This window comes from Saltatorellus ferox, assembly GCA_007751475.1.
GTDB lineage: Bacteria > Planctomycetota > UBA1135 > UBA1135.
Genome location: CP036434.1, coordinates 617362 through 642971, shown reverse-complemented (window position 1 = coordinate 642971; position 25610 = coordinate 617362). Strand labels below are relative to the sequence as shown.

Here is a 25610-nt window from a genome sequence, read left to right as displayed (position 1 = left end):
AATCGTCCGGCGCTCCTGATGGAGCGCCACCCAGGAACCCACCATGAACGCCGTCTTCGCCAACCTCTTGACCCAGCTGAAAAACGCCGGGCCCTCCGCCCGCTGGGCGATGGGCGCGGTACTGGGTCTCGTCCTGCTCATCGCAGGTACGATGGCATTTCAGGCTCGGAACCCACACTTCGTCGTGCTGGCTGCCGATCTCGACGCGCCGGCTTTCAACACCGCGATCACGGCGCTCGCGGGCGCCGACATCCGCTACGAGACGACCATGGGTCCGCCGCCCTACATGATCCGGGTCGAGGAATCCAAGAAGCACAAGGCCCTCGACGCGATCTATCAATCGGGCGAGTTCCTGGGCGCGTCGCGCGGCATCTCCAGCGGCCTCGGCGGATCGAGTTCGGTGTTCCTCGGCCAGTCCGAGCGTCACCAGCGCACGCAGAAGCGACTCTGGGAGGAGGCCGAGATGCAGCTCGAGCGCCTCAACTACGTCGCGAAGGCCAACCTGACCGTCTCCGGGGCCGAGACCTCGCCCCTGGCTCGCCTCCGCCCCGACGACCGTCGGGCGAGCGTCGTGCTCACGCTCCGGGGGCTCACGACTCCCAGCGCCGGCGAAACCCGCGCTCTCGTCGGCATCGTACGCGGCGCGACCGGCGTACCCGAGGACCGCATCACCATCGTCGATCAGCACTCCAACGTGATCTTCGACGGCGCCGATGCCGATGGCGCCGACTCGCTCCTGGCGCTGGAGGAGAAGTTCTCCCGCGACCGTAGCCACCAGGCCCAGCAGCTCCTCGATCGCGCGTTCCCCCCTGGCCTCACCGTCGTCGGCGTGCGAGGCAGCTGGAAGCAGGTCCGCGAGGAAACGATCTCGAACACCCTCGACCCCTCGAAGAAGCCGCGTAGCGAACGCACCCGGAAGACCGAGGAGCCCGAGTGGCCCAGGACGATGGGCGGTCCCGCCGGCGTCGCCGCCAACACGATGGATGGCTCGAGCAACACGGCCACCCTCGACGTTCAGCCTGCCACCGCGACCACCAGCGAGAAGGAGACCGACTATACCTTCGGCTCCACGACGACCCACCGCGTTTCACAGCCACACCAGCTGGAGAGGCTCTCGATCTCGCTCGTGCTCGACGCGTCCCTTTCCGATCGCATCGAGGACGCGGAGGCACTCGTCAAGGGACTCGTGGGATTCGACGAGACCCGCGGCGACGTCATCGCCACCCGCTCGATCGCGCTTCCGAGCGTCGAGCGCGACGCCGAGGGTCAACCGGTCCTGCCGGACCCCATCGAGCCCGAGGCTCCGACGAGCCCGATGATCAAGCTCGCCCTGGAGCACGGCCTCGAGCTCATCGCCGGGCTCGCCTTCCTGATGGTTCTCATCCGTAGCCTGAAGTCCGCCAAGTCGCCTTCGGCTGCGACGGATGCGGGAGGCACGGCCAGCGGACGACGCGCGGCCGGCGGCCTCGCTGGCGGCGCTGGCGGCGACGGCGACTTCAACGACATGGACGAGAGCATCGACATGGACGCGCTCGCGCGGGCCCATATCGAGGAACTCCTCCAGAGCGAACCCGAGAAAGTAAGCAGCCTGCTGTCCCGCTGGGCGCTGGCCGAAGACTCCTTCGCGCAGGCGGTCTCCAAGTAGCCGGTTGCGGGCCTGAGAAATAGAGCGATGGACGAAGACGAACCCAAACCGGAGATGAAGGCCAGCGGCGCACAGCGCGCCGCTGCGTTTCTCCTGAGCCTCGACAAGGACACGAGCGCCAACGTGATGCGTGGCCTCGATCCGAAGGTCGTATCCAAGATCGCAGAGGCGATGACGGACCTCGATCCGACGCTCTGTTCGGCCGAGGCCGTCGACTCTCTCTATCGCGCGCTCGCGCTGACGTTCCACCAGAAAACGGGCGTCCGCCCCCAGGACAGCTACGAACTCTTCGCGCTCCTGGAGACCAGCTACGGTCCCGAGGAAGCCGAGCGCGTCATCCAGGACATCCAGGCCCGCCGCCGCCGAGAGCAGCCGTTCGCGTTCCTCGAAGCCTGCCCCGCCAACCTCACCGCGCGAGTCCTCAAGGAGGAGTCGCCTGCGGTGGTCGCGCTCGTGCTCAGCCACGTCGCTCCGGCGACCTCGGCCGATGTTCTCGGTGCCTTCGACGAGGATACCACCTTGGAAATCGTCAAGCGCATGACCACGGTCACGCCTCCAGGCATCGAGACCATGCTCGCGATCGCCGACGATCTCCAGGAGCGCATCCGCGAGGCAAGCCTCGTGCCCGCCCCGCGCGCCCAGGAAGACAGCCTCCGAACGGTGGCCGACATGCTCAACTTCGCGGAGGCCGAGATCGAGCACGCCGTGCTCACCCGCCTCGAGGAAGACGACGGCGAGACGGCGGGACAGGTCCGCGACCTCATGTTCACCTGGGACGACCTGGCCACCATCGAGAAGCGAGCGATGCAGAAGATCCTCGCGTCCGTCGATACGAAGACGCTGTCCATCGCGCTGAAGGCGTCTCCGGAACCCGTGTTCGAGAACGTCATGAACAACCTGTCGTCGCGGGTGCGCGACATGGTGATCGACGAGAAAGAGCTGCTCGGCCCGATGCCGTTCAGCGAGGTTCTTCAGTCCCGCGCCGCGATCATGAGCGCCGTCCGCGCGCTGATGGACAGCGGAGAATTCAGCCCGGCCCGCGCTAGCGACGAACTCGTCACCTGATCCATGCTGTACATCGAACGCCATACCTCCCCCATCGACTCCCTGGTCAGCGGCACCTTCGGGAGCAAGACTGGCCAGGGAAGCCCGGGTAGCGCCAGCGGCGCTACGGGCATGGGGCGGTTTCGCATCGCCACGGCCGCGACCTGCGTCGAGGCCCAGGTGGTGCCGACCGGTCTCGACGAGATGGGTGCCGCGCTTCTGACGGCCGAGCGCGAGGTGGCCATGGAAGCCGCGCGCCAGGAGGCTCGCGAGGAGGCCATGCAGACCGCGGTGAAGGCCCTCAACGCGGCGGCCGACCGACTGGACGAAGCACGCGAGTTCGCCGAAGAGGCGCTCAGCGCCGACGCGGTCGCTCTCGGCGTCGAGATCGCCCGTCAAATTCTCAAGGTCCAGATCGCTTCCGGGGACTACGGCCTGGAGCAGATCGTTCGCTCGACGCTCTCGGCGTCCGAGATCAAGCGTGGTCGCTGCATCGTGCATCTGCATCCTGCGGACGCCGAGATGCTCAAGGATGTCGTCTTCCGCGGCGAGACCGAGATCATGTCCGACGGCGATATCCCGCGCGGAAGCGTCCAGCTCGAGACGCCCCGGGGGCTTCTCGTGCGCGACCCGAACGCCGCGCTCGAAGAGATCCGTGAGCAGCTCCTGGAGGACATCGTCTGATGCACTTGCTCGACGAGAACCGCTGCCGCGAGGTGATCCGCCGCGCAGGGAGCCCGTTCTTCCGTGGACGCGTGGACGTGGTGTCCGGCGTGCTCGTCGAGGCCGTGGGGATCCCGGCCGGCATGGGCGAACTGTGTCGCATCGAACGCGGTGGCGGCGACCCGATCGAGGCCGAGGTGATCGGATTTCGCGGGGACAGGACGCTGCTGATGCCCCACGGCAACGTCGTCGGCCTCGCTCCTGGACAGTCGGTGTACGCGCTGGGCCGCACGTTCGGCATCGAGGTCTCCGACGGGATGCTCGGGCGAGTGCTCGACGGGTTCGGCCATCCCCTCGACGATCGCGCGCCCATCCCCGGAGGACATCACCGCGACGTGCGGCAGGCAGCGCCTCGCCCCCTCTCGCGGAGCGCGGTGGATCAACCCCTCAGCACCGGCGTCCGCGTGATCGACGGGCTCAATACCGTCGGCCGCGGCCAGCGTCTGGGTATCTTCGCTGGCGCAGGCGTCGGCAAGTCGACGCTGCTCGGCCAGATCACGCGCGGCACCGAGGCCGACGTCGTCGTCGCCTGTCTCGTGGGCGAGCGTGGACGCGAGGTGCGCGACTTCCTCGAAGAGACCATCGGCGAGACCGCCCTCGCCCGCACGGTGCTCGTGGCGGCCACTTCGGACCGCTCGCCGCTGGAGCGCCTGACCGCGCCCTGGGTCGCCGTGACGATCGCCGAGCACTTCCGTGATCAGGGTAAGAACGTACTCCTCGTGGTCGATTCCATCACCCGGTTCGCGCACGCGGCCCGCGAGGTGGGCCTTGCGGCCGGCGAACCGCCCACCGTTCGCGGCTATCCGCCCAGCTTTTTCGCCCTCGTCCCCCAGCTCCTGGAGCGAATGGGCCGGACGGCGTTGGGCAGCATCACGGGCCTTCTCACCGTGCTGACCGACGGCGACGACGATGACGACCCCGTGGCCGACGCCCTGCGGGGCCTTCTCGACGGTCACGTTCACCTCAGCCGGGACCTCGCGCAGGCAGGCCACTTCCCCGCGGTCGACGTGCTCGGAAGCCTCTCGCGACTGATGCCCAAGCTCGTCACGCGCGAGCACGAGCTGCACGCGCGGCACCTTCGTGAGCTGCTTAGCGCCTACCGCGACGGCCGCGACCTCGTGGACGTCGGCGCTTATCACCGGGGCACGAACCCCGTGCTCGACGAGGCGCTGGAACGGATGCCGGCGATCCAGGCGCTCTTGCGCCAGGACGTCGACGACCCGACGCCCTTCGAAGAGACCGTGGAAGTACTCAAGCTCGTCTCTGGACTCGCTGGGGTGCCGCGATGAGTTCCTTTCGCCTCGCCAGACTGCTCGCGCTTCGCGAGCAGCAGGCCAAAGCCGAGAAGATCCGGTGGGCCCAGGCCGAGCGCGCAGCTCGCGATGCAGCGGAACAGCGCCAGGCCGGGCGCGAGCGCGTGGCGCTGGCGCGGCAGGAGCTCGTCCGGAACCAGGTGCCGGGGGAGGGCGCACCCGGGCCCAGCGTCCACGCCACGCTCGCTGCCTACGATGCACTCGACGGGCTCACGGCTCGAACGGTGAGCGACGACACGGCCCTGGTCCAGGCGAGAGCCCGCGCGGAGGAGGCCCGAAAGCCTTACGACGTGCGGCGCCGCGACGTGGAAGCGCTCAAACGACTCGAACAGCGCTGGCTGAACGAAGAGCGCCGCCAGCGCCGGCGCAAGGAGAATCGTGAGCGAGAAGCCTTCATCAACGGCCGCCGCCCGACCGAATCACCCGAACTGACCGCCTCCCAGGACCACTCGACCGAGACCGCACCATGAACCACCTCCTCAAGATTCTGGCCTACGGCCTCGGCGGCTTCGTGCTCCTGGTCGGCTCCTTCGTCACCTTCTCCGCGCTCACCGGCACGCCGATGCACGAGATGAAGGGCGTCGGGAAGCTGTTCCCTGAGCAGATCACCGTCGAAGAGGGCGAGACCACGATGCTCCCGGACGTGGAAGAGGAGATCCAGCAGGATCGACGGAGCCCTCGGCAGCTCTTCGAGAACGCGGCCACGCCGCTCGGTTCGTTCATGCTGGAAGACCCGTTCTCGGCGGAGGAGCTGACGAACCTCCAGAAGTCGCTGCAGGTCAAGCTGGACGAGGTGGCCCAGAGGGCGCGCGACCTCGATGCGCGCGAGCGCGAGCTCGATAGCGACCGAGAGCATCTGGAGGATCGCTACCGCGAGCTGGAGAAGCTGCGAACCGCTCTCCTCGAGCAAAACGCGGACACCGAGGCCGCGGGCCAGGAAGTCGACCGGGATCGCGAGGTCCTTCAGGAGAAGGAAGATCAGACCTATCAGAAGATGGCCTCGCTCTTCGAGGACACGGAAGCGGCGGATGCTGCCAATCTACTGACGTCGGTCTACGGCCCCGAGGAAGCGGCGAAGATCCTCGTTCAGCTGGAAGAGGAGCGCGTCCGCGAGCTGATCGGGGCGATCAATCAACAGATGCCGGACGAGAGCATTCGCTACGTGAAGGCCCTTCAGGAACTTCGGGCGTCCGGCGCGAAGTAGGGCTCGCGCCTCCGGTCGATGAGCCGCCGAACACGATGTCGCCGCCCGCATCAGCGGTCGGCGGCACGTTGCCCGGACGCGTGCTGAACTCGATGATCAGCTTCGGGCTGGACGCCGCTCCGCCTTCGAAAGACTCGGCGGTGCGGGTGCCGGTGCCCGAGATCAGAAAGACGGTGTCCGAGCCGGATCCCCAGTCGACGCGATTCACGAGCTCCTGAACGATGGGTCGCAGGTCGGGCGTGCGCTGGGCGAACGTGGCGTCCCCCACTTGCTCCCAGGGAAGAACCGGCCAGGGGACGCTCGCCGCCGTTCGCGTCCGCGAGGTGAAGTTCCCGTCGACGGCTTCGAGTGGCGCAGGATGGCCACTCGCCTCCGCGGAAACGGACAGCAGGCAGGACCCCAGCCCCACTTCATCGGCCGTGAACTGAATGTAGGCGCGTTCGATCCTGGCGCCGCGCGGCACCGCGACGTCCTCGAAGTGAAGCGCCACCGTCTGGCCCAGGTTCGATCCGTCATCGACGAGTTCGAGGTCGAAGCTCGTGAGCGTCACGTAGCCGGATTCGCGCTCCTCGCCGTCCGACTGCGGGCCGCGGACCGCGCTGACGGTCACCTGGTGATCGGTGTAGAGGACGTGGAGCGTCGGGGCGTTCGGGTTGATGTTCACGCCGCTTGCCAGGACGGAGAGACCGTCGTCGCTGGCGTAGGCCGAGCGGCGTCCCGTACCCGTGATGAGGAGAAGCGCGTGGTTGCCTTCGTTCCAGCCATCGCGGTCCGCCAATTCCTGGATCACCGATCGAAGGGACGGTGTGCGCTCCGCGCTGCTGCGCCGCCCGATTTCCGTCCAGGAGACCGGCGACCACGGAACGACCGATGTCGTTCGCGGGCGAAGCGAGAGGTTCATGTCGAGGCTCTCGATACCGGCGGCGTCGTCGGTCGCCTCCGCGGCGATGAAGAGCTGGGCCTCGTCGAAGTCGCGCCCCTCCGCCGTGAACTGAACCCAGGCGTCCACCACGGTCGCCCCGGGCGGAACGTCGAGCGCATACCGCAGCCCGACGATCTGATCGCCACGCAGACCGTCCTCGACGAGTTCGAGGTCACGATTGCGAAGCCAGACCTCGCCGCCTTCGCTCTCCTCGGCATCGTTGAACTCCAGGCCGATCAGCGCCACCGCGACGTCCCTGACGCCCGTCGCCCCCTCGACGATCTCCAGCCGCTGGTTCACGTCCACGTTCCACAGCTCATCGATCGCTCCCGATGGCCAGAGCACGCGCACCCGATCGACCGAGTCGGCCGCTCCGAGGCCGAACGACTGCACGGGGGAGTGCGAGCCTCCGAAGCCCTCTCCCGCGCGGACCTCGCGAACCTGGAGGGCTCCATCGTTCCTGACCTCGATGCGCGCCCCCACGCCGCCGAGATCGCTCGTGGTGCCGACCAGGGATACCTGAAGCCAGTCGTTCCCGTTGGCGACGTTGAAAAAGAGGCGATCGGGCTCGCTGCTCGGCAGGTTGACGAGCCCCGCGTAGCCTGCGTAGACATCGACGAATCCATCGCCGTTCAGGTCGCCGAGCGCAAAGGAGGAGACGGACGGCCCTGGGAACGGCGCCGCGACACGCGTGAATCCGAGAGCGCCATCCCCCAGGAACAGGCGATGTTCCTCGCCCGAGACGAGGAGGTCGAGGTGCCCGTCGTTGTCGAAGTCCCGGAACGCCGCCTGAACGCCGAAGAAGCCCAACTCACCCGCCAACCCGGACAGTCGGGTGACGTCCGTGAAGGTTCCATCGCCGTTGTTCCGCAGCAAGGACGAAGCGTCCATCTCGTTGAGGACGAAGGCGTCCATGTCACCGTCGCCGTCCAGGTCGCCGAATTCAGCCGCCCAGGACTGCTCCCCGAGGGCGACACCGGCGACTTCGCCCACCTCGGTCCAGGCCTGGCCGTCGTTCCTGAACAGCTGGTTGATCCGGCGCGAATCGTCCGGCGAGGCCACTCCATCCCGCCCCTTGGAGACGTGGAGATCCACGTCTCCATCACCGTCATAATCGGTGAAGACGGATGCGCGATAGCCAGAACCGTCGCTGGAGGGGTCCGTGGGAGCACCGATCCACTCCGGGTCGAACTCGAAGCCGCCGCCGCCGGTGTTCCGGTACAGGTGGCTGTCAGCCTCCCCGTGCCCGACGAAGAGGTCGAGCCAGCCGTCGGCGTTGATATCGACGAACTGACTCCCCTTCACGAAGAGGGGCGGGCCGGGCAGCACCGTCGGCGCGAAGGAGCTGCCGGTGCTGTCCGCGAAGAGCACCCGGGCGCCGTCGTAGGCGCCCCCCAGAAACAGGTCGCGGTAGCCGTTGTGGTCGGCGTCGGCGATGGAGAGGCTCCACTGGCGGGTGAGCGAGACGTTGCCGTGAACGAGCGTCCCGAAGGCCGCGCCGGGGGCGCCCTGATACTCGATGCGGAGGCCACGGCCTTCGTGGAGGCGGACGATGTCGTCCCTGCCGTCGCCGTTCATGTCGGCCACCCCCATCGCGATCCCGCTCCGGACGTCAGAGGTCTCCAGGAGGTCCGTTCGATCCAGGAACACGACCTGGGGAGTCGCCCCAGCGGATGAAAGGAGGAGGCCCGCGTGGGCCCGGATGAGCCACCGGAGGGCGGCTGAGGGGGAAATCATGGGTCGGGTCAGGTCAGAGCGGTCTGTGGCGGCGCTTTGGGAAGGACTTTAGCCCGCGCCCCGGGCCTCCGGGCCCCGGGCGGGCCTGAAGAGCCGAAAAAGATTCGAGGTCGTCAGGGCTGATCCTTCAAGGGAATCGGGCGGCAAGTCGATAGGTGAGACACGCGGGATCTCTCTACCCCGCCTCTCTCCCCATGGACCTCAATACGATCATCGGTGGCGCGCTCGCGTTCATCCTCGTCCTCGGCGCGATGGCCATCGGCCCCGGCGGGGTCATGGTGTTCGTGCACATCCCGTCGATGATCATCGTCTTCGGGGGCACGATCGCCGTGATCATGGTGGCCTTCCCCGTGTCGGATCTGAAGCCGATCATGAAGGTGATGATGGTCTCCGCTCTGCGGAAGACCTCCACGCCGACCGAGCAGATCGACCGCATCGTCGAGTTCGCGAACCTCGCCCGCAAGGAAGGCCTCCTCGCCCTCGAGACCAAGCTTCAGACCGTCGAGGATCCGTTCTTCGGCAAGGGTATCCAGCTCGTCATCGATGGATTCAGCGCCGACACCGTGCGCGACATCATGGAGCTGGAGGCCGAGTGGGAAGACAGCCGCCACGGCACCGGCCGCAAGATCGTCGACCAGCTCGGCGCCTTCATGCCCGCCTTCGGCATGATCGGGACGCTCGTGGGCCTCGTGCAGATGCTCCAGGACCTTTCGGACCCGAACGGCATCGGACTCGGCATGGCCACCGCGCTCCTCACGACGCTCTACGGCGCCATGGGAGCGAACATGGTGTTCATCCCGGTCGCGGGCAAGCTGGAGATGGTCGCGAAGACCAACCAGCAGCTGCGCAAGCTCATGATCGAGGGCGTCGTCGCGATCCAGTCCGGCGAGAAGCCGCAGCTGATCAAGGAGAAGCTCAAGGGCTTCCTCTCGCCTCCGATGCGCGCCCTCGTGGACGCCGAATCCTGATCTTCGAGGAGCGGTGCGGCGATGGCGAAGGAACTGATCAAGGTCAAGGAGGTGAACGACGGCGTCGACGGAGCGCCGCCGTGGATCACCACGTTCGTGGACATGGTGTCCCTGCTCGTGACCTTCTTCATCCTTCTGTACACGTTCGCGAGCATCAAGGAGTTCGACACCTTCACCTACCCGAAGAACATCGTCAGCACGTCCGGCGTCTTCAAGGGAGACGCCTCCGACACCATGACCGCGCCCCAGGACGACCTGATGCTCGCCATGGACCTCGCGCGCGGCTCGCGCAAGCGCCACACACGGCCCGTGAACGAGCTGCGCGAGAACATGGAGGAGATGGGACAGAAGCTCACCGATGAGCACGTCCCGATCGATCTACGCTCGGTCGCCGACGGCATGCGCCTCCGCTTCCCGGAGAAGGCGGGGTTCCGGCCAGGCGATGCCCGCACGAACCCTTCCCTCGCGAAGGCCCTCGTCGAGCTCGCGGACACGATCAGCTTCTACCCGGTCATGGTCGTCGTCGAGGGTCACACCGATGACGCCTTCACGCCGTCCCCCACCTACCCGGACGCCCAGTCGCTCTCGATCGCGCGCGCACGCGCCGCCGCCGAGCTGCTCGTCCGCGAGGGCGGCATGGACCCATCGCTCATCATGCTGGAGGGCTACGGTCCCGATCGCCCCTTCAAGGACGCCGTCACGGCCTCGGAGCGCGCTGCCAACCGGCGGGTCGAAGTTCGTCTCGTCTCGATGAGTCGCGACCGCGTCGCATCCGTCGATGGAGGCGGCCGATGACCGTCATCGGAGAGATCAAGGTCAAGACCGTCATCAAGAAGGTCAAGACCAAGGGCGCACCCGCCTACCTCGTGTCGTTCGGCGACATGATGACGCTCATCCTGTGCTTCTTCATCCTCCTCGTGGCCATGGCCAAGGAGCGTGACTTCGGCCTGATGGCCCGCGGCATCGGCTCGTTCGTCGTCCAGGTCAAGTCCATGGGACTGACCGGCGTGCTCGACGCGCACGAGAAGCAGGCGATCTTCGAGCAGATGCGCCGACGGTTCAACCTTCCGCCCGAGGACGATCCCGAGCGCCGAGCCGCGCACGAAGAGGCCGCGCTGTCCGAGCTCGTCCGCGCCGAGGATCTCGCCAAGCTCGAGCCGCACGACGAGGTTCGTCAACCTCGCCTCGCCTCCTTCGATCCGGACTCCGACGTCCTGGACGCCGCCTCCAGACGCTACATCGACGCCCTCGTGGATACGCTTCGCCCGCGGGGTGAACAGACGCTGAGCCTGGAAGGCCACGCGACGGACGCTGGTCCGAAGTTTCAGTACGACAACTCGAGGCTCGCGAACGCGCGCGCCCGCGCCGTTCTCGACTACCTCGTCGAGGAACACGGCTTCGACCCGGGCCGCGTGCGCGCCAAGGCCTGGTTCGCAGAAGTGACCGTGAACGAACTCAGCGCCACCGGCGTCGACGCCCGACTCATCATCCCCGCGACCGCCCGCTAACCGAACCGCTCCCATGGCCGACGAAGACAAAGAACCAAAAGAGAACGAGGACGGAGCAGAGCCCGGCGAGGGTGACGAGCAGAAGAAATCGAAGGGCCCTCTCAAGCTCCTCGGCGGAATCGTCGGCCTCATTGGCGCGGGAACGATCCTCGCGGTGATGGCGAAGCCTTCGGTCGAGGAGGTACCCAAGTTCGTGGGCCCGGCGATGCATACGTTCTTCCTCGAAGGGGAGATCGTGGGCAACACGCGGGACGACAACTACTCGCGCTACCTGAAGTTCTCGCCGAGCTGTTCCTACTTCGCCTACGACCTCGGCTATCCGGAATCCCGTCGAGCGGATGAGCACTACGAGACGCTCCTGCGTGAGACGATGCAGTTCCTCGTCTCCCAGTACCTCATGGACGAGGTCATGGGCGCCGCCGCACGGGAGTCCTTCTCTGCCGCGCTGGAGGAGATCACCGAGCCGATCCTGTTCCCGGTGCATCTCGGCGAGACCTCCACCCCGTACGAAATGGACCCGAAGAGCGGCCTGCGCATCGGGGATAGCCAGGAGCGGAAGGGCACCTTCCGCGGAGGCTTCTACGAGCATACTCTCCACGTCAACCAGCCCGAGCGGACGATCCAGCTCGATGAAGGCCCCGAGCTGAAGTTCGGGGGCGACGAATACGACCTCCTCGTGGAAGCGGGCGACGGTACGAAGCTCTACGTCGACGTCAGCGCACTCGAGGAAGGCTTCGAGGGCGACGTTCACGTGGGCGTCAAGGGCCGCATCCGCCGCATGTTCACGGGAGACATCATCGCGCAGTAGGCGCGAACTCGAGCACCATGTCCGGAATCGTGGATTCGGAAGAAGCGGCAGCCCTGGCTGGCGCGGCCCGCAAGGGCGGAACGCGCGGCGGTGGGCCGCGCGTCGCCGTCGTGACGCCGCGTGACTTCACCGAACCCCGGACCCTCTCGGCCGACCGGATCGCGCGCATCCGCAAGACGCTGTCCGCCCGCCTCCAGGTCATCGCCAACACGCTGGCAGGGCCTCTCCGCGGACACCCGACGCTCACTCTGGGTGAGGTCTCCGAGGTGAACGCGCAGGGCCTCTTCGATGGCTACGTGCGCCCTTTCCTCGTGCAGGGATTCCAGTGCGGTGCTGGCCTCGGCTGGGTCATCTGGGACACGGACGCCGCGCGCATCGCCTGCGATACCGTGCTGTCCGGTCCGCCCACGGAGACCGAGCTGGAGGAGGCTGCCTCCACCCGCGAGCCGATGCTGACCCGAACCGAGCGCCGCGTCATCGGCAACCTGCTCGACGATCTCGTTCAGCGCGTCGGCATCGAGTTCGGACTCGTGGTCGAGCCAGGGACCGTCTGGCAAGAGCCGGAGGAACTCACGACCATGGAGGACCTCGGGCCTGACGCGGACGCGCGGCGCCTCTTCATCCACCTCGGCTTCGAGCCAGAATCCGGGCACCCGAGCGACATCCGCATCTACCTGCCGGGCATCTCCGCTCCGCCGGACGAGGAGCCTGCGGGCTCCCGAAAGGATGCCCCCGCTCACCTCGCGGGCATGGAGATGGAGCTTTCGATCCATCTGGGCGGAACCGACGTCCCGCTCGCGGAGCTCTTGAACATCGAGGTGGGCGACGTCATTCCGCTCGACGCCCGCATCGGCGATCTGGCCGAGGTCGAGATCGAGGAGACGGTCTGCGCGCGCGGCCGCATCGGCACCAAGAACGGGCTGCTCGCGCTCGTTGTCCACGAAATCTGCGATGTGCCGAAGTGCACGAACGGGCACCCTGAACCTTCGGCCACGACCGGTCGATAACTCTGCATCATGAGCGACGAAGCCACGACACCACAGACGGACCTCGAGACCTCGATCGACGAGGCGACCGCGGCCGTGGCTGTGCAGGCCGCCGAGTTCGGTGAGATCGACGGAGTGACCGATTCCGAGGGCAACCCGATCGGCATGGACGCGCTGATGGAGGTGCCGGTACGAGTGACCGTGCGCATCGGGCGCGCGAGCCTATCCCTCGGTGAACTCGTGAAGCTCGGGCCTGGCAGCCTCGTTCCACTGGACCGCGAGGCTCACGAGCCCGCCGACGTGCTCGTCAACGGCAAGGTGATCGCGCGCGGAGAAGTCGTCACGATCGACAACACGTACGGCGTGCGGATCACCTCGGTCGACAGCGACGGACACTGATCTCCGGTTCCGGTCAGATTTTGCGCCCGCCCCGAAAGGATGAGTGTCACGGGACCAGGCCACTCACGTCTCGCCGTGCGGGTCGCGGATCATCTGAGACGACCCGAGGCCTCGCCCTCGCCGTTTCATAGGGCGGCGGCGACATACTTCGCCAGCCCCTCGGTGAAGAGCTGCTTCCAGCCACTCTCCAGGAACCCGACTTGCTTGTCCGTGCAGACGCCGATGAGGGCGTCCGAGACCCGGAGGACCGTGCTGCCTCCGCGGGCATCGATCACCAGCTGGAGCATCGTCAGCGTCGGGCCACCCCAGGAAGGGGCGATGTGACCCACGAGGTGGAGTGAGCGCCCGGGGACGATCATCTGCACCGTGTACCAGACGAGCCCTGCTCCACCCTTACCACGCTCGGCCAGAAGACCTCCTGGAACCGCATCGAAGGTGACGGTGGAATCCGCGCCCAGAATACGGAAGTCCGCCAGCCACCAGGCATTCGTCGACTCGGTCAGCGCGGCCCAGACGGCCTCGGCGCTGCCTTCCATGGGAACCTCGAATTCGTAGCGAGCAACGGTTTCCGGATCCTGATTGGACATCTTCTGGCTTCCCGTCGAGCGGGTCACGGGTAGGGGGCGAGCGCTTACTCGCGACGAGCGGCGCGCTGCAAGCGGTCGTTGATCGCCAGACCCAACCCGATGGTGGGAATCGGTGCCACGGCAATGGCAGTCGCACGATCATCGAGCGCACGCAGGAGAGTGAAGAGATTCGCGGCGGCTTCGATCAAGCTGCCGCTCGGCGACAGATTGGCATCGGACGATCCGGAAACACCCTGGCTACCAAAGCCAAGAAATACCTCGCCTTCGTCGCAAGCGATCGCATTCAGTCGCAAGCGCGCGCGCGGCGCGTAGTGCCGCAGGAGCTGCCCAGGCGACGAAGGGGCATCCGGGCGGTCGCCACCTTGACGAAGCGGCCGCCCCAGCACCTGCTCCAGGTCCGATGGGTCGAGCCCTCCCGGTCGAAGGAGAGCGGGCTCCATTCCCACCAGCGAGACGATGGTCGACTCCAGTCCCACGCGACAGGCACCGCCGTCGAGGATCAGGTCGACGAGGTCGCCCATCTCCGCGGCCACGTGCTCGGCACGCGTGGGGCTCATCCGGCCCGAAGGATTCGCCGAGGGCGCGACGAGTGGCCCGCCGAACGCCCGGATCAAACGTTGCGCAACCGGATGGTCCGGCTGACGCAGGGCGATGGTCGGCAGCCCGGCACGCGCCAGATCGGACACGCTTCCAGTGTCCGTGGCGAACGGCATGACCAGGGTCAACGGACCCGGCCAGAACGCCGCGGAGAGCCGAGCTGCCGCGCCCCGCTGGCCATCCCACCCACCCGCCTCCCGGCGCGCCATCGCCTCGTCGGCGACGTGCGCGATCAGCGGATTGAAGCTGGGTCGCCCCTTGGCGTCGTAGAGCCGAGCGATCGCCTGGCCGTGGCTCGCGTCGCATGCCAGTCCGTACACGGTCTCGGTGGGCATGGCGACGAGCCCACCCCCGCGAAGCGTCCGAACGGCGCGCGCGATCGCTTCATCGTCGGGCTCAAGGACGGGGGCGGACATGGTCGTGGAAAGATCAGCCCAGCGCGCTGCTGACGATCTCGAAGACATCCTTCGAGAGCCCCTTCTTCTCGCGGATCCGCTCCAGCTGCGCCTTCATGAGATCGCTCCAGGGAGCCGCAAACTGCTTCCACGGGTTCAGCGCTCGCACCATCCGCGAAGCCACCTGGGGATTCAGCGAGTCCAGCTCCAGCACCGCGTCCGCCACGGCCCGGTAGCCGGAGCCGTCCTGCGCATGGAACCCTCGGAAGTTCTGCATGGCAAAGACGCCGACCAGCGAGCGGACGCGGTTCGGGTTCTCCATCGTGAAGTTCTTGTGCGCGCGCAGCAGCTCGTACGCGGCCACGTCGAACGGACGCGACATCGCCTGGATCGCGAACCACTTGTCCATCACGAGCGCGTCGCCGCTCCAGCGCTCGTAGAACGCCTGCAGCGCCTGGGTGCGATGCGAGCCAGGAATCTGCACGAGGCACCCGAGCGCCGCCTGCGAATCCGTCATGTTGTCCGCGGCTGCGAACTGCTCCTCTGCCATCTCGATGATGTCGTCCTCGCCGGTCGCGGAGAGCAGGCCGAGGGCCGCATTCGCGAGGCGACGTCCGTGGATCGACTCCTTGTCCGCGCGATACGCGCCGGTCGGCCGGGCGGCCTTCCGCTGCGCGAGAAGATCCCCGCGCAGTTCACGACTCAGCGTTTCGATCACGAAGTCGCGGGCTTCGATGAGCGCCGCGGGGTTCACGTGCGTGCGCGCCTGGCTGAGCACGCTGAAGCCCGGCAAGGACATGGCCTGGGACTTGAGCGATCCGTCGAGCGACTCGTCGTTCAGGAGGTTGCGCACCGCTTCGACGACCGCGGGGTCGAGCGTCAGCGCTTCGCCCTTCGCGGCACGGTCGGCGAGTGCCAGCAGTACGCCCTTGAAGAGCGTCTGTCCCGCGTCCCAGCGATTGAAAGAGTCGGAGTCGTGGGCGAACAGGAACGCGAGGTCCTCTTGCGACCGCTCCATCTCCAGGTTCACGGGCGCGGAGAAGCCGCGCAGCACCGAGGGGACGGGCCGTGCGCAGACCCCGTGGAAGGTCCACGTCTGCGTCATCTCCCGCAGTTCGAGCACGCGGTTCGTCGGAGCCTTCGACGCGTCTTCGCCCTCGAAGGCGAGCCCCATGTCGGCGCCGGTCGGGCCGACGAGGCCGAAGCTGACCGGCATGTGGGTCGGCTCGAAGTGCGGCTCGTTCTCCGGCGCGGACTGCGTCAGCTCCAGGGTGTAGGTCTGGTTCGGCTCGTCGTAGCAGCCGACGGCCTTCAGGGTCGGCGTGCCCTTTTGCAGGTACCAGCGCTCGAACTGGTCGAGATCGCGGCCGTTCGCGTCGGCCATGGCGGCACGGAAATCATCGCAGGTCACCGCCTGTCCGTCATGGCGCTCGAAGTAGAGGTCCATGCCCTTGCGGAAGCCGTCGCGTCCGAGAAGCGTCTCGTACATCCGGATGACCTCGGCGCCCTTCTCGTACACCGTCGAGGTGTAGAAGTTGTTCATCTCGATGTACTGCTCCGGACGGATCGGGTGCGCCATGGGACCCGAGTCCTCGGCGAACTGATGCGCGCGCAGCCCCTGGACATCGTCGATGCGCTTCACAGCTTCGGACGTCTTATCCGCCGTGAAGCGGGCGTCCCGGTAGACCGTCAGCCCTTCCTTGAGCGTGAGCTGGAACCAATCACGGCACGTGACGCGGTTGCCGGTCCAGTTGTGGAAGTACTCGTGGGCGATCACGGCCTCGACCGCCTCGAAGTCGGCGTCGGACGCCGTGTCGGTCCGCGCGAGCACGTACTTCGAGTTGAAGACGTTGAGGCCCTTGTTCTCCATGGCCCCCATGTTGAAGTCGCTGACCGCGACGATCATGTAGAGGTCGAGGTCGTACTCGAGGCCGAAGGTCTCCTCGTCCCACTTCATCGACCGCTGCAGCGAGCCGAGCGCGTGGTCGCACTTGTCGGCGTCCTTGTGCTCGACGTAGATCTCCAGGTCGATGGTGCGGCCCGTCATCGTCTCGAAGGTGCCGCGGTGGCAGTGCAGATCGCCGGCGACGAGCGCGAAGAGGTAGCTCGGCTTCTTGAACGGGTCCTCCCAGACGACGGAGTGACGCCCGCCCTCTTCCTCGCGCTCCTCGATGCGGTTGCCGTTCGAGAGCAGCATCGGGTACTTCGTCTTATCCGCCGTCACCGTGACGCGGTAGGTTGCCATCACGTCCGGCCGATCGAGGAACCACGTGATGCGACGGAAGCCCTCGGCCTCGCACTGGGTGCAGAAGTTTCCGCTGGAGCGGTAGAGCCCGCTCAGCGCGGTGTTCGACTCCGGGTGAATGCGCACCTCGGTTTCCAGCGTGAAGCTGTCCCCGGGAAGATCGCGGACCGTCAGCTCCGTCGCCGTGGCGGACCAGCCCGACGCGCCGAGTTCCTTGCCGTCGACGGAGACGCGCAGCGTCTCCAGCTCCTCGCCCATCAGTACGAGCGGGCTACCGGGCTCGGTCACCGCCGCGTTGCGCTCGAAGCGAATGCTGGAGCGCACGGTCGTCCCGTCTGCACCGAGATCGAACCAGAGCTCGACCTCATGGATCCAGAACCCTGGCGCCTGGTAGTCCTTGCGGTACTTCGGCTGGGGAGCGCTGGCGGTATCGGAGGTCGTGACAGTCATGGGAGAATCGACGGGGCAGTGAAGGTTCGCGGTGGTCTTCGGGGAGCTTGCGGCCGAAGAGGGTAGCAGCCCGATCGCCCTTTGGGCGAGTTGCACCGTGCCAGACCTCCTTCTTCTGTATTCCCTGGCCGCTCTCGGCGGCACGCTCGTCGGATCCGCCGTCGTCCTGCCACGGATGCGGCGTATCGCGCGTCTCCATCCCTCCGTGGATCCAGCTGGGCTCGCGGTGAGGATCCCTTCAGGGCCGCGCGCAGCCGTCATCGTGGCCGCCCGCGACGAGGCCAGGACCATCGAACCGGCGCTGAGGTCGCTCCTGAGTCAGCTCGACCCGGGGCTCCGGATCGTTGTCGTCGACGACCGCTCCACCGACGGCACGGGGGCGATCCTGGAGGGCATTGCGGAAGGAGAGCCCGGTCTCCTGGTCCAGCACGTGACCGATCTCCCACCTGGTTGGCTGGGAAAGAACCATGCTCTCGCGGTCGGCGTGGCCGCGGCCGTCGCCGATCCGGATCCGCCCGAGTACCTGCTCTTTACCGACGCGGACGTCGTCTTCGAACCGGGCGGCGTCCGAGGAGCCATCGCCCACCTGGAGGACCACGGCCTCGACCACCTCGCGGGCGCACCGCGTGTCCACGCGGCGTCCTGGGCTCTCGCCGGCCAGATCGCGGCCTTCGGCGTGCTGTTCGGCCTGTTCACTCGCCCCTGGAGCGTCCCGAACCCGCAGAGTTCCGCCCACGTCGGCATCGGCGCCCTCAATCTGGTGCGCCGCAGCGCGTACGAGCGGGCCGGCGGCCACGCGGCCATCGCGATGCGAATCGATGATGATCTTCGCCTCGGGAAGGCAGTCAAGGCGGCGGGCGGGCGCTCGGCCTTCGTCTTCGCGGGCGACGTCGCCTCCTTGACGTGGTACCCGAGCCTTCGCGCGATGCTACGTGGCCTTCACAAGAACACCTTCGCGGGCATCAACTACTCATGGACCCTGGCAGTGGCAGCCACGGTCTTCCTGCTGCTCGTCGTCGTCGGCCCGTTCGTGGTCGCCGCGTTCCCTTCGGACTGGACCGGAGCCTCGAGCCTGGCGCGTGGACTGGGCGCCGCCGTGGCGGCGCTCCATCTCGTCGGCGCCGCGGAGTCCGCGCGCTCGGCGGAACTGCCCCGCACGAGCGCGCTCTTCTTTCCGCTCGGAATCCTGGCGTTCCTCGCCGTCCTCTGGCGCTCGGCCATCGGCGCTGTCACGACTGGAAGGATCTCCTGGCGCGACACGAGCTACTCGCTGAAGGAGCTACGCCGAGCCGCGCCAGCCGATCCGCTCCACTCCCCTACTGAATCCGCTTGACCGCGTCGTTGATCAGCTTCTGCACCATCGTGTTCTTGCTCTTCATCGATCGCAGCCGCGGCAGGAGAGCGCGCGCATCCTTGCCGATGTGCCCCAGCGATTCGACGGCCACCATCTGTCGATCCATGAGGTTCGACCCGAGTTCTTTCTCGAACGAGGTCAGCGCTTCAGCGCCGAACTTGATGAGGAAAGCCGAGAACATGTAGTTGCCTTGCTCGTACAGATCCTGCATCTGCGGCAGGTACGGGCGTAGCGCCTCGACGTCGTAGCGGCTGATCGCCAGCACCATCCCGAGGGGCGGCTTGCCCTCGAGGATCGAGATCTGATTCACGACCGACGCCCAGGCCGAGGGCGTCTGGATGTTCGTCAGCACCTGGGCCGCGGCGACCATCGTCTCCGGCTGGTTGAGGTGCTTCGCGACGAGACCTTCGTAGGTGATCTCCGGCTGTTCCTCGATCATGATCAGATCGCGGCCGATCGCGCGGAGGCCGAGCAGCGCGGATTGGATCTTCGCGGTGTCACGACCCTCGAGCCACTTGAGCCAGAGGTCGCGGGTCCGTGTCTCGGTGTTTCCGAGCGCGACGAGCGCGTCGGATGCCAGGCGCGAAAGAAGCTCGTCGCGGCCGCTCGCCAGCCCGAAGAAGCGATCTTCGAGCCCGAGGATCGAAGCAGGCATCTTGGAACGATCAGGCGTCGGCGGGACGGGCAAGCGCTTGCCGGTCCAGGTCGGCGCGAGGCCCCAGAACTCTCGCGCCTTCGAGCCGATCCGGCCGCGGTAGCCCAGCGGCTTGCCCGTCTCCCGCCAGAGGAGGAACACGTCGTCCTCCATGGAGTCGGAGATTCGGGCCGCAGCTTCGGCGGAAGCGCCGGGGAAGGTCGCCGGGATCTCGGGGACGACGGGCCCTGGCCCGGGCTCCAGGAAGCTCGTGAGCGCCCAGATGGCCGTGGCGGCCGTGATCGGGTCCTCGGAATCCAGATGGGTCGCGACGGCGTCCGCGTGCGCAGCACCGTCCTTGCCGATCAGACCGAGGGCCCAGAGGCCCGTGTCCACCAGCATCGGGCTGTCGCTGGCGACCCATGCGCCGTACTGGGTGATGAACTCGTTCTTCGGGTTCTGGAGCCAGGCCGTTTCGAAAGCCAGCCTGGTCGCTGTGTCGGTGATGCGCTCCAGCGCGGGCGCGACGGACTCCGGCGTTCTCGTCTCCTTGACCGCCTCGCGCCGAAGCGAGCGCATGATCGCGAGATCGAGCTCCGGATCCTCCCCCCCGAGGGCTCCGGCAATGAAGGGCAGCCCATCGAGGCCCATGGCCGCCATGAACCGGATCTTGTCGCGGCCCATCTCCATGGAATCCATGTGCTCGTACACCGCGGTCTTCGCGACCTTCCCCATGCCGAGCAGCACGCGCGCCGCGACGGGACTTGAGACCTCCTGGCCCTCGTACTCCCCCGTTGCAAGGATGTCCTGGAGGGCGAGGCGAGCGTCCTTTCCGACCGCCTGAAGGGCGACCAGGACCCCATCGACGACCTGGGGCTCGGGGTCGTTGAGCGCGAGGATCATGGCGGACAGCGCCGGAGCCGACTTCTTGCCAAGGCCGGCCAGTCCCTGGGCAGCAGCGATGCGCTCGGCCACGGGCTGATCGGACGCGAGCTGCTCGGCAAGCTTCTTCGCGTCCTGACCTGTCGAGGCGCGGGGTGCGGCAGAAGAGTAGGTGAGGGCAGGCGTGACGGGTTCTGGCGCCCCCGAGGGCGACAGCGAAAGGGCACCCAGGGCGGCGAGCGAGGCGGCGAGAATCATGGAGTGGTTGAAGGTGCTTGGATGGTCGGGCGATTATGGCGGGCCGAACACGGCAGGGGGTGTTCGCGTGGGGCAAACACGCGGCGATTCACTACGACCGTACGTCCTCCGCCCTCCCTTCGTTGGTAGCCCTTACGTCAGTCCAATATTCGCCCCTGGAGGGGTCGCGGTGGAGCGACGCGGTGGGGCCCACCGAGATCCCGGGACTCCCCCGAGCCGTACGTCGCCTGGATCCGGACCGCGTCGGGACAGGTCCGCCTGAGGGGCACGTAGTAGGCCTCCTGAACGATCGCGCCTGGCGACCAGGTCGACGGGGGCCGAGGGGGGAACTGGACCGTGCCGATGTCCTCCTTCACCGAGGACAGGGGTTTCCCCTCGTTCATCCCCAGGATCGAGACGCGGACCTTGGCGTCGTCCCTTGACTCGCCGGCCGCTCGCCAGAAAAGCGTGACGTAGGCGTGGCGCCCGGCGATCAACTCTTCAGGTTCGATCCTGTAGCCGATCAGCTGAAGGCCCGCGCCCGGCGCAGCCTCCAGCGCCACGGCGTCGGATGGCAGCGCACCGAGCACTGGCTTGCGGGGCAGGTGGGTGAGCACGAGCGTCACCCCCATCGTGAGTGCGGTGGCGAGGGTCGCCGCGAAGATCGCCGAACGCAGTCGAAGCTGGCGGGACGAAAGGCGGTCGAGGCCGAGCGCGGCCAGCAGGATCAGGAGCGGGATCTCAGGCGATCGAATGCGTGCGTTCACGAAGACGGCGGCCGTCGCCAGACCGAAGGCGGCCGTGCAGATGACGGCCGTGATGGCCAGGCGGTCCGCCGGGAGCCTGTCCCGCATCAGCGCGGCCGCGGCGCCGAAGAACGCGAGCCAGGCGAGGACCGCCATCCCGATCCTCCCGTTCCACGTGATCGCCCTCAGGAACGGCGAAGCCTCGAGGCCCTGGACGGGGAAAGAGATCATTCCGTCGGTCTCGTCCTGCAGGAACAGAAGCGCGCACTTGCGAACGAAGAGCTCGGCAGCGCGAACGGGATCCTCCAGGATCTCGTCCTTCGTGGCCTGAACAAGAGTTTCGCCGTTCTCGCGCGCCTTGTCTCTTGCGGCGAAGAACGCGGGTGTGCGGCTGTAGTCGCCGCTCGCATCCGTGTTGTTGCCGAGGAGCAGGTTGATGGGGCCGTTGGCGCTGATCAGAGAGTGATCGAGGCTCGTCTGATTGAGTGCCGTCTGGGGAAGAACGACGCAGAGGGTGCCGACGGTCAGGAGCGCCGCATCGCGCCAACGGCGGCCCAGGACGAACACGAAGAACAGAACGGGAGCGAGCGCCAGATGGGTCGGCCGCGCCAGGGCCGCCGCGCCGAGGAAGAGCCCCGAGGTGAACGCACGTCCCGGGGTGGGCTCATGGTGATGCCGGAGGACCGCGGCGATGAGCAGGGCCATCGCCGAGGTCGCCACGGCGGCCACCTGGAGCGAGGTCTGGAAGAACACCAGCGGGCCGTAAAAGCTCGCGAAGAGCCCCACGAACGCCCCGGCGCGCAGGCCGCGTGCGCGTGCCGCTGCGTAAGCCAGCGCCGAGACGCTCACGCTTCCTAGCAGGACGTTGACCCACGATAGCTTGGCGAGCTCCGGACCAATCGCAGACGTCACGGCCATGAGCCACCATACGTTGCCGGGTCCGTAGTAGGCACCGTGCACGGCGCTCGGGCCACCGGAGAGCGTCGCGCGTGCGAAGAGCACGTAGTTGTCGCCGTTCGAAGACAGCGTCCAGAGCCGTGGATCGACGGCGAATCGATCCGTGAGCACGATGGCGCGCGTGAGGAAAGCCGCCGTGAAGACGGCGACGGCCAGCTTGACCGCGGAGGGTGTGGTGCGCCAGGCGCTTCGGAACGTCGTCACCAGCGAGTACAGCGCGACTCCGAGGAGCAGCCAGAGGCTGAGCGTTCGAACGAACGTCCAGCGCGCGACGGTGGACGCCACGCCGGGCGTGGGCACGTCCGCGAAGAGTCGGTCTTCCCCGAGCAGCGTCCAGCCGCCAAAGGCGTTCTCCGACTGGATGGCGAAGCCATGGCGTGGCTCGCTCATCAGCTCGTTGCGGGTCGGGTGCATGACGACGCGGAGCCTGGCGAACTCTCCGGACCAGGTCGCACGGACCTGGACCGTCGAACCGGGCGCGGCGCCCTCCGCGACGAGCAGTTCCTGTTCGTCGAGCGAGACCTCGACGTCGCCGCGGTAGAGGATGCGCCACGTTTCCGAGTCCGCGCTCGGCCTGCGAACGACCCCCTCGAGCACGAGATCGGTGCGCTCGGGCGAGAGGTCGGTGTAGCCGACGCCTGCGCCGTCCATGTAGGGCCACTTCCAGGCCGGGAGCCTGTAGGTCGACTGGCCGTTCTGGAGCGAATCGCGAATCAGCCCGTGCTCGGGCGCGAGGACCACGCTGAGGATGAACGCGGCGAGGCTGAGCAGGGCTAGCGTGACGCGCACCCGAAAGCTCGGGGAAGACGCGCCTTGGACAGGTCCGGGAGGAACCATGGCTCTGGAAGGCTCTGGAGGGATAGGCGAATGTTCAGCTGACCGTGGCGAAGAAGCGGTCACCTGGAGCCCCAGGGTACGCGATGGCGTCAGCGCGCGCTGGATCCGAACGGTCCCTCCGCACACCGCTACCCGGGGAAGGGTCGAGCACGTGGTTAGACTGCCCCGATGCTTCTCTCTTTGATCCTCTGTGCCCAGGTCGCTGGCGTCTCCTCCCTCGAAGTGCTCCCTTCCGATCGGGTCCATCCCGGTTCGACGGACTGGCTCACGCAGCCCGCCCCGTGGAAGGCAGGGGTCTTCCGTAACGGAGGGAGCACGCAGATCTACCTCGACAACGGGTTGCTCCGGCGGACGTTCCTCCTTGGCCCCGGCGACGAGCCGGGTCTTGCGACGATCGCGCTCGACGACCTCGGCTTCTGCGGGAAGAGCTGGCTCCGCGATATCGCGCCAGAGGCGGTGATCGAGATCGACGGCGAGAGACTGGAGGTGGGAGGCGCCAAGGCTCCAGCGGGCGGCGCGTTCCTTGATCCCGCCTGGGTGCGCGCCGTGGAAGCGGGCGAGCGGGCGCTCGAGGGCGAGGGCGCCCGTGCGTTTCGACTGGTCGGGGTCCGCACGGGTCCGATCGGGGACGCGGGGATCACCTGGGTGCCGAATGCCGTTCGACACTGCGCACCCGACGCCGTGTGGCCGCCCGAGGGCATCGAGTTCACGCTGAATTTCGAGCCCACGGATCCTTCCGCGGGCGGCGCCTTCGTGAGCGTGCACCACGCGCTCTTCGACGGTCTGCCGGCCTACGCGAAGTGGATCACGGTGGAGAATCGAGGCGTCGAGCCATTCGTCATCGATTCGATCACGACGGAAACGCTGCGCGTGGTGGAGCATTCATCCTGGGTCGAGACCCGGGGCGTGGCACAACCCGTGCCGTCCCTTCACGTGGAGACGGACTTCGCCTTCGGTGGCATGACCTACCACAATGCGAACAGCCACGTTGTTCGCTGGAAGGTGGACCCGACCTTCCAGAGCCAGGTGAACTACGAGCGCAAGACCCCGTGCCTGCTCGAGGTCTCGCCGGCGATCGGACCTGCGGCCACGGTCGCGCCCGGGGAGGCCTTCACGTCCTACCGCACCTACGTGCTGAGCACGCACGAGGAGGAAGGCAGGGAGCGCAACGGCATGGCGCGGCGGCGGCTGATGAGAACGGTCGCGCCGTGGGTGACCGAGAACCCGCTGATGATGCACGTGCGCTGGTCCGATTGGGACACGGTGAAGAACGCGATCGATCAGTGCGCCGAAGTTGGATTCGAGATGGTCATTCTGACCTTCGGCTCGGGATTCAACATCGAGAACCAGAGCCCGGAGTATCTGGCCGAGATGAAGCGGTACGCCGACTACGCGGCGTCGAAGGGCATCGAGATCGGCGGGTATTCCTTGCTCTCGTCGCGCAGGATCGAGCCCGCGGGCGACAACTGCATCCATCCAGAAACAGGTGAACCCGGCGCCGAGATCCACGGCAGCTGCCCCTCGCTGACCTCGGCCTGGGGCCAGGCGTACTTCGACACGCTGGAGAGCTTCTACGCTGCGACCGGCTTCATGCTCCTCGAGCACGACGGCTCGTATCCGGGAACGCCGGACGCGGCCGAGCGGCTGCCCCTGCAGACGGGCCTGAAGAACTCGGTCTGGGCGCAGTGGAAGGTGATCGACGAGTTCTACCGCTGGTGCCGTGGCTGCGGCATCTACCTGAACGTGCCGGACCACTACTATCACGCGGGAGCGAACAAGTGCGGCATGGGGTACCGGGAGGTGAACTGGTCGCTGCCGCGGGCGGCCCAGGTGCTCCATACGCGCCAGAACATCTTCGACGGGACGTGGACGAAGACGCCGTCGATGGGCTGGATGTTCGTGCCGCTGACCGAGTACCAGGGCGGCGGCGCCGCCGCGACGATCGAGCCGCTCGCGGAGCACCTCGATCACTATCGGCAGATGCTGATCTCGAACCTCGCGATGGGCGTGCAAGCCTGCTACCGGGGCCCGCGGCTCTATGACACGGAAGCCACGCGCGATGTCGTGAAGGACGCGGTCTCCTGGTTCAAGAAGCACCGCCGCCTCTTGGAATCGGACCTCGTCCACGGCCGCCGCGCCGACGGCCGCGACCTGGACTGGATGCTGCACGCGGACCCTTTCGCGCCGGAGGGCGAGCCCCGCGGCATGCTGGTCATCTTCAACCCCCTGGACGAGCCGATCGAGCGCGCGCTGAAAATCCCGCTGGACCTCACCGGTATCCGCCAAACCACCAAAACGAGCGGCCCGGCCCTCCTCCATCCCGGCAACCAAGAGCTGGAGGGACTCCACGTCACACTATCCGTCCAGGTCCCAGCAAGAGCCATGTCCTGGGCCTACCTCCACTAAACGCCCCCGAACCGGAACAAACGGAC

General features: G+C 67.2%; 20 protein-coding genes. 14 read left to right on the top strand and 6 right to left on the bottom strand.

Annotated elements, in window-relative coordinates; translation table 11 throughout:
* Positions 1–43 precede the first annotated feature (43 nt).
* Genes Poly30_RS02390 through Poly30_RS02365 form a run of 6 tightly spaced genes read left to right on the top strand, consistent with a single transcriptional unit; the run spans position 44 to position 5929 of the window.
* Positions 44–1645: a flagellar M-ring protein FliF C-terminal domain-containing protein gene (locus tag Poly30_RS02390; RefSeq protein ID WP_145194424.1), complete on the top strand. Its 1602-nt coding sequence runs from the start codon at positions 44–46 to the stop codon at positions 1643–1645.
* Between the two features lie 27 nt (positions 1646–1672).
* The gene (locus Poly30_RS02385; protein ID WP_145194423.1) at positions 1673–2710 is read left to right on the top strand and encodes a flagellar motor switch protein FliG; all 1038 of its coding nucleotides are present in this window, start codon (positions 1673–1675) and stop codon (positions 2708–2710) included.
* 3 nt (positions 2711–2713) lie between these two features.
* Positions 2714–3373, top strand: a complete 660-nt coding sequence (locus tag Poly30_RS02380; protein WP_145194422.1) for a FliH/SctL family protein — start codon at positions 2714–2716, stop codon at positions 3371–3373.
* Entirely contained in the window at positions 3373–4701 is a 1329-nt protein-coding gene (locus Poly30_RS02375; protein WP_145194421.1) for a FliI/YscN family ATPase, read from the top strand. The genes Poly30_RS02380 and Poly30_RS02375 overlap by 1 nt, the downstream gene beginning before the upstream one ends.
* The gene (locus tag Poly30_RS02370; RefSeq protein WP_145194420.1) at positions 4698–5195 is read left to right on the top strand and encodes a hypothetical protein; all 498 of its coding nucleotides are present in this window, start codon (positions 4698–4700) and stop codon (positions 5193–5195) included. Before Poly30_RS02375 ends, Poly30_RS02370 begins: the two co-directional genes overlap by 4 nt.
* Complete coding sequence (locus Poly30_RS02365; protein ID WP_145194419.1) at positions 5192–5929, top strand: hypothetical protein; 738 nt, start codon at positions 5192–5194, stop codon at positions 5927–5929. The genes Poly30_RS02370 and Poly30_RS02365 overlap by 4 nt, the downstream gene beginning before the upstream one ends.
* Here the strand turns inward: Poly30_RS02365 and Poly30_RS02360 are convergent.
* Positions 5853–8588: a CRTAC1 family protein gene (locus tag Poly30_RS02360; RefSeq protein ID WP_145194418.1), complete on the bottom strand. Its 2736-nt coding sequence runs from the start codon at positions 8586–8588 to the stop codon at positions 5853–5855. The genes Poly30_RS02365 and Poly30_RS02360 overlap by 77 nt on opposite strands.
* A gap of 194 nt (positions 8589–8782) precedes the next feature.
* On the opposite strand from Poly30_RS02360, the gene Poly30_RS02355 reads away from it, so the two are divergent.
* The 6 genes from Poly30_RS02355 to fliN are packed head-to-tail and all read left to right on the top strand — an operon-like array spanning position 8783 to position 13257.
* Positions 8783–9556, top strand: a complete 774-nt coding sequence (locus Poly30_RS02355) for a motility protein A (protein WP_145194417.1) — start codon at positions 8783–8785, stop codon at positions 9554–9556.
* 21 nt (positions 9557–9577) lie between these two features.
* Positions 9578–10351, top strand: coding sequence for an OmpA/MotB family protein (locus Poly30_RS02350; protein ID WP_145194416.1), 774 nt, complete (start codon positions 9578–9580; stop codon positions 10349–10351).
* A complete protein-coding gene (locus Poly30_RS02345) occupies positions 10348–11064 on the top strand; it encodes an OmpA family protein (RefSeq protein WP_145194415.1) in 717 nt (238 codons plus the stop codon). The genes Poly30_RS02350 and Poly30_RS02345 overlap by 4 nt, the downstream gene beginning before the upstream one ends.
* Before the next feature lie 13 nt (positions 11065–11077).
* The gene (locus Poly30_RS02340) at positions 11078–11872 is read left to right on the top strand and encodes a hypothetical protein (RefSeq protein ID WP_145194414.1); all 795 of its coding nucleotides are present in this window, start codon (positions 11078–11080) and stop codon (positions 11870–11872) included.
* A 29-nt stretch (positions 11873–11901) separates the two neighbouring features.
* Positions 11902–12879 carry a FliM/FliN family flagellar motor C-terminal domain-containing protein gene (locus Poly30_RS02335; protein WP_419190867.1) on the top strand — a complete coding sequence of 326 codons (978 nt, stop codon included), beginning with the start codon at positions 11902–11904 and terminating at the stop codon, positions 12877–12879.
* Positions 12880–12888: 9 nt separating this feature from the next.
* The gene (fliN, locus tag Poly30_RS02330) at positions 12889–13257 is read left to right on the top strand and encodes a flagellar motor switch protein FliN (RefSeq protein WP_145194412.1); all 369 of its coding nucleotides are present in this window, start codon (positions 12889–12891) and stop codon (positions 13255–13257) included.
* Positions 13258–13382: 125 nt separating this feature from the next.
* On the opposite strand, the gene Poly30_RS02325 is transcribed toward fliN, so the two are convergent.
* From Poly30_RS02325 to pepN, 3 genes are read right to left on the bottom strand one after another with little or no spacing between them, the layout of a single operon-like run.
* The gene (locus Poly30_RS02325) at positions 13383–13871 is read right to left on the bottom strand and encodes an SRPBCC domain-containing protein (RefSeq protein ID WP_145194411.1); all 489 of its coding nucleotides are present in this window, start codon (positions 13869–13871) and stop codon (positions 13383–13385) included.
* A gap of 17 nt (positions 13872–13888) precedes the next feature.
* Positions 13889–14857: an L-threonylcarbamoyladenylate synthase gene (locus tag Poly30_RS02320; protein WP_145194410.1), complete on the bottom strand. Its 969-nt coding sequence runs from the start codon at positions 14855–14857 to the stop codon at positions 13889–13891.
* Between the two features lie 13 nt (positions 14858–14870).
* Positions 14871–17531, bottom strand: a complete 2661-nt coding sequence (pepN, locus tag Poly30_RS02315) for an aminopeptidase N (protein WP_145194409.1) — start codon at positions 17529–17531, stop codon at positions 14871–14873.
* A gap of 97 nt (positions 17532–17628) precedes the next feature.
* On the opposite strand from pepN, the gene Poly30_RS02310 reads away from it, so the two are divergent.
* Positions 17629–18864 (top strand): glycosyltransferase family 2 protein, encoded by a 1236-nt coding sequence (locus Poly30_RS02310; protein ID WP_145194408.1) that lies wholly within the window; start codon positions 17629–17631, stop codon positions 18862–18864.
* Here Poly30_RS02310 and Poly30_RS02305 read toward each other — a convergent pair.
* Complete coding sequence (locus tag Poly30_RS02305) at positions 18848–20659, bottom strand: hypothetical protein (protein ID WP_145194407.1); 1812 nt, start codon at positions 20657–20659, stop codon at positions 18848–18850. The genes Poly30_RS02310 and Poly30_RS02305 overlap by 17 nt on opposite strands.
* A gap of 137 nt (positions 20660–20796) precedes the next feature.
* A complete protein-coding gene (locus Poly30_RS02300) occupies positions 20797–23130 on the bottom strand; it encodes a hypothetical protein (RefSeq protein ID WP_145194406.1) in 2334 nt (777 codons plus the stop codon).
* Positions 23131–23346: 216 nt separating this feature from the next.
* On the opposite strand from Poly30_RS02300, the gene Poly30_RS02295 reads away from it, so the two are divergent.
* Positions 23347–25584 carry an alpha-galactosidase gene (locus tag Poly30_RS02295; protein WP_145194405.1) on the top strand — a complete coding sequence of 746 codons (2238 nt, stop codon included), beginning with the start codon at positions 23347–23349 and terminating at the stop codon, positions 25582–25584.
* Positions 25585–25610 lie beyond the last annotated feature (26 nt).

Excerpts from the sequence above, each read along its gene's own strand:
- Poly30_RS02370 (WP_145194420.1), top strand. The coding sequence starts at position 4,698 with ATGAGTTCCTTTCGCCTCGCCAGACTGCTCGCGCTTCGCGAGCAGCAG.
- Poly30_RS02355 (WP_145194417.1), top strand. The coding sequence starts at position 8,783 with ATGGACCTCAATACGATCATCGGTGGCGCGCTCGCGTTCATCCTCGTC.
- Poly30_RS02305 (WP_145194407.1), bottom strand. The coding sequence starts at position 20,659 with ATGATTCTCGCCGCCTCGCTCGCCGCCCTGGGTGCCCTTTCGCTGTCG.
- Poly30_RS02390 (WP_145194424.1), top strand. The coding sequence starts at position 44 with ATGAACGCCGTCTTCGCCAACCTCTTGACCCAGCTGAAAAACGCCGGG.
- Poly30_RS02360 (WP_145194418.1), bottom strand. The coding sequence starts at position 8,588 with ATGATTTCCCCCTCAGCCGCCCTCCGGTGGCTCATCCGGGCCCACGCG.
- Poly30_RS02375 (WP_145194421.1), top strand. The coding sequence starts at position 3,373 with ATGCACTTGCTCGACGAGAACCGCTGCCGCGAGGTGATCCGCCGCGCA.
- Poly30_RS02340 (WP_145194414.1), top strand. The coding sequence starts at position 11,078 with ATGGCCGACGAAGACAAAGAACCAAAAGAGAACGAGGACGGAGCAGAG.
- Poly30_RS02385 (WP_145194423.1), top strand. The coding sequence starts at position 1,673 with ATGGACGAAGACGAACCCAAACCGGAGATGAAGGCCAGCGGCGCACAG.
- Poly30_RS02320 (WP_145194410.1), bottom strand. The coding sequence starts at position 14,857 with ATGTCCGCCCCCGTCCTTGAGCCCGACGATGAAGCGATCGCGCGCGCC.
- Poly30_RS02345 (WP_145194415.1), top strand. The coding sequence starts at position 10,348 with ATGACCGTCATCGGAGAGATCAAGGTCAAGACCGTCATCAAGAAGGTC.
- fliN (WP_145194412.1), top strand. The coding sequence starts at position 12,889 with ATGAGCGACGAAGCCACGACACCACAGACGGACCTCGAGACCTCGATC.
- Poly30_RS02295 (WP_145194405.1), top strand. The coding sequence starts at position 23,347 with ATGCTTCTCTCTTTGATCCTCTGTGCCCAGGTCGCTGGCGTCTCCTCC.
- Poly30_RS02365 (WP_145194419.1), top strand. The coding sequence starts at position 5,192 with ATGAACCACCTCCTCAAGATTCTGGCCTACGGCCTCGGCGGCTTCGTG.
- Poly30_RS02380 (WP_145194422.1), top strand. The coding sequence starts at position 2,714 with ATGCTGTACATCGAACGCCATACCTCCCCCATCGACTCCCTGGTCAGC.
- pepN (WP_145194409.1), bottom strand. The coding sequence starts at position 17,531 with ATGACTGTCACGACCTCCGATACCGCCAGCGCTCCCCAGCCGAAGTAC.
- Poly30_RS02350 (WP_145194416.1), top strand. The coding sequence starts at position 9,578 with ATGGCGAAGGAACTGATCAAGGTCAAGGAGGTGAACGACGGCGTCGAC.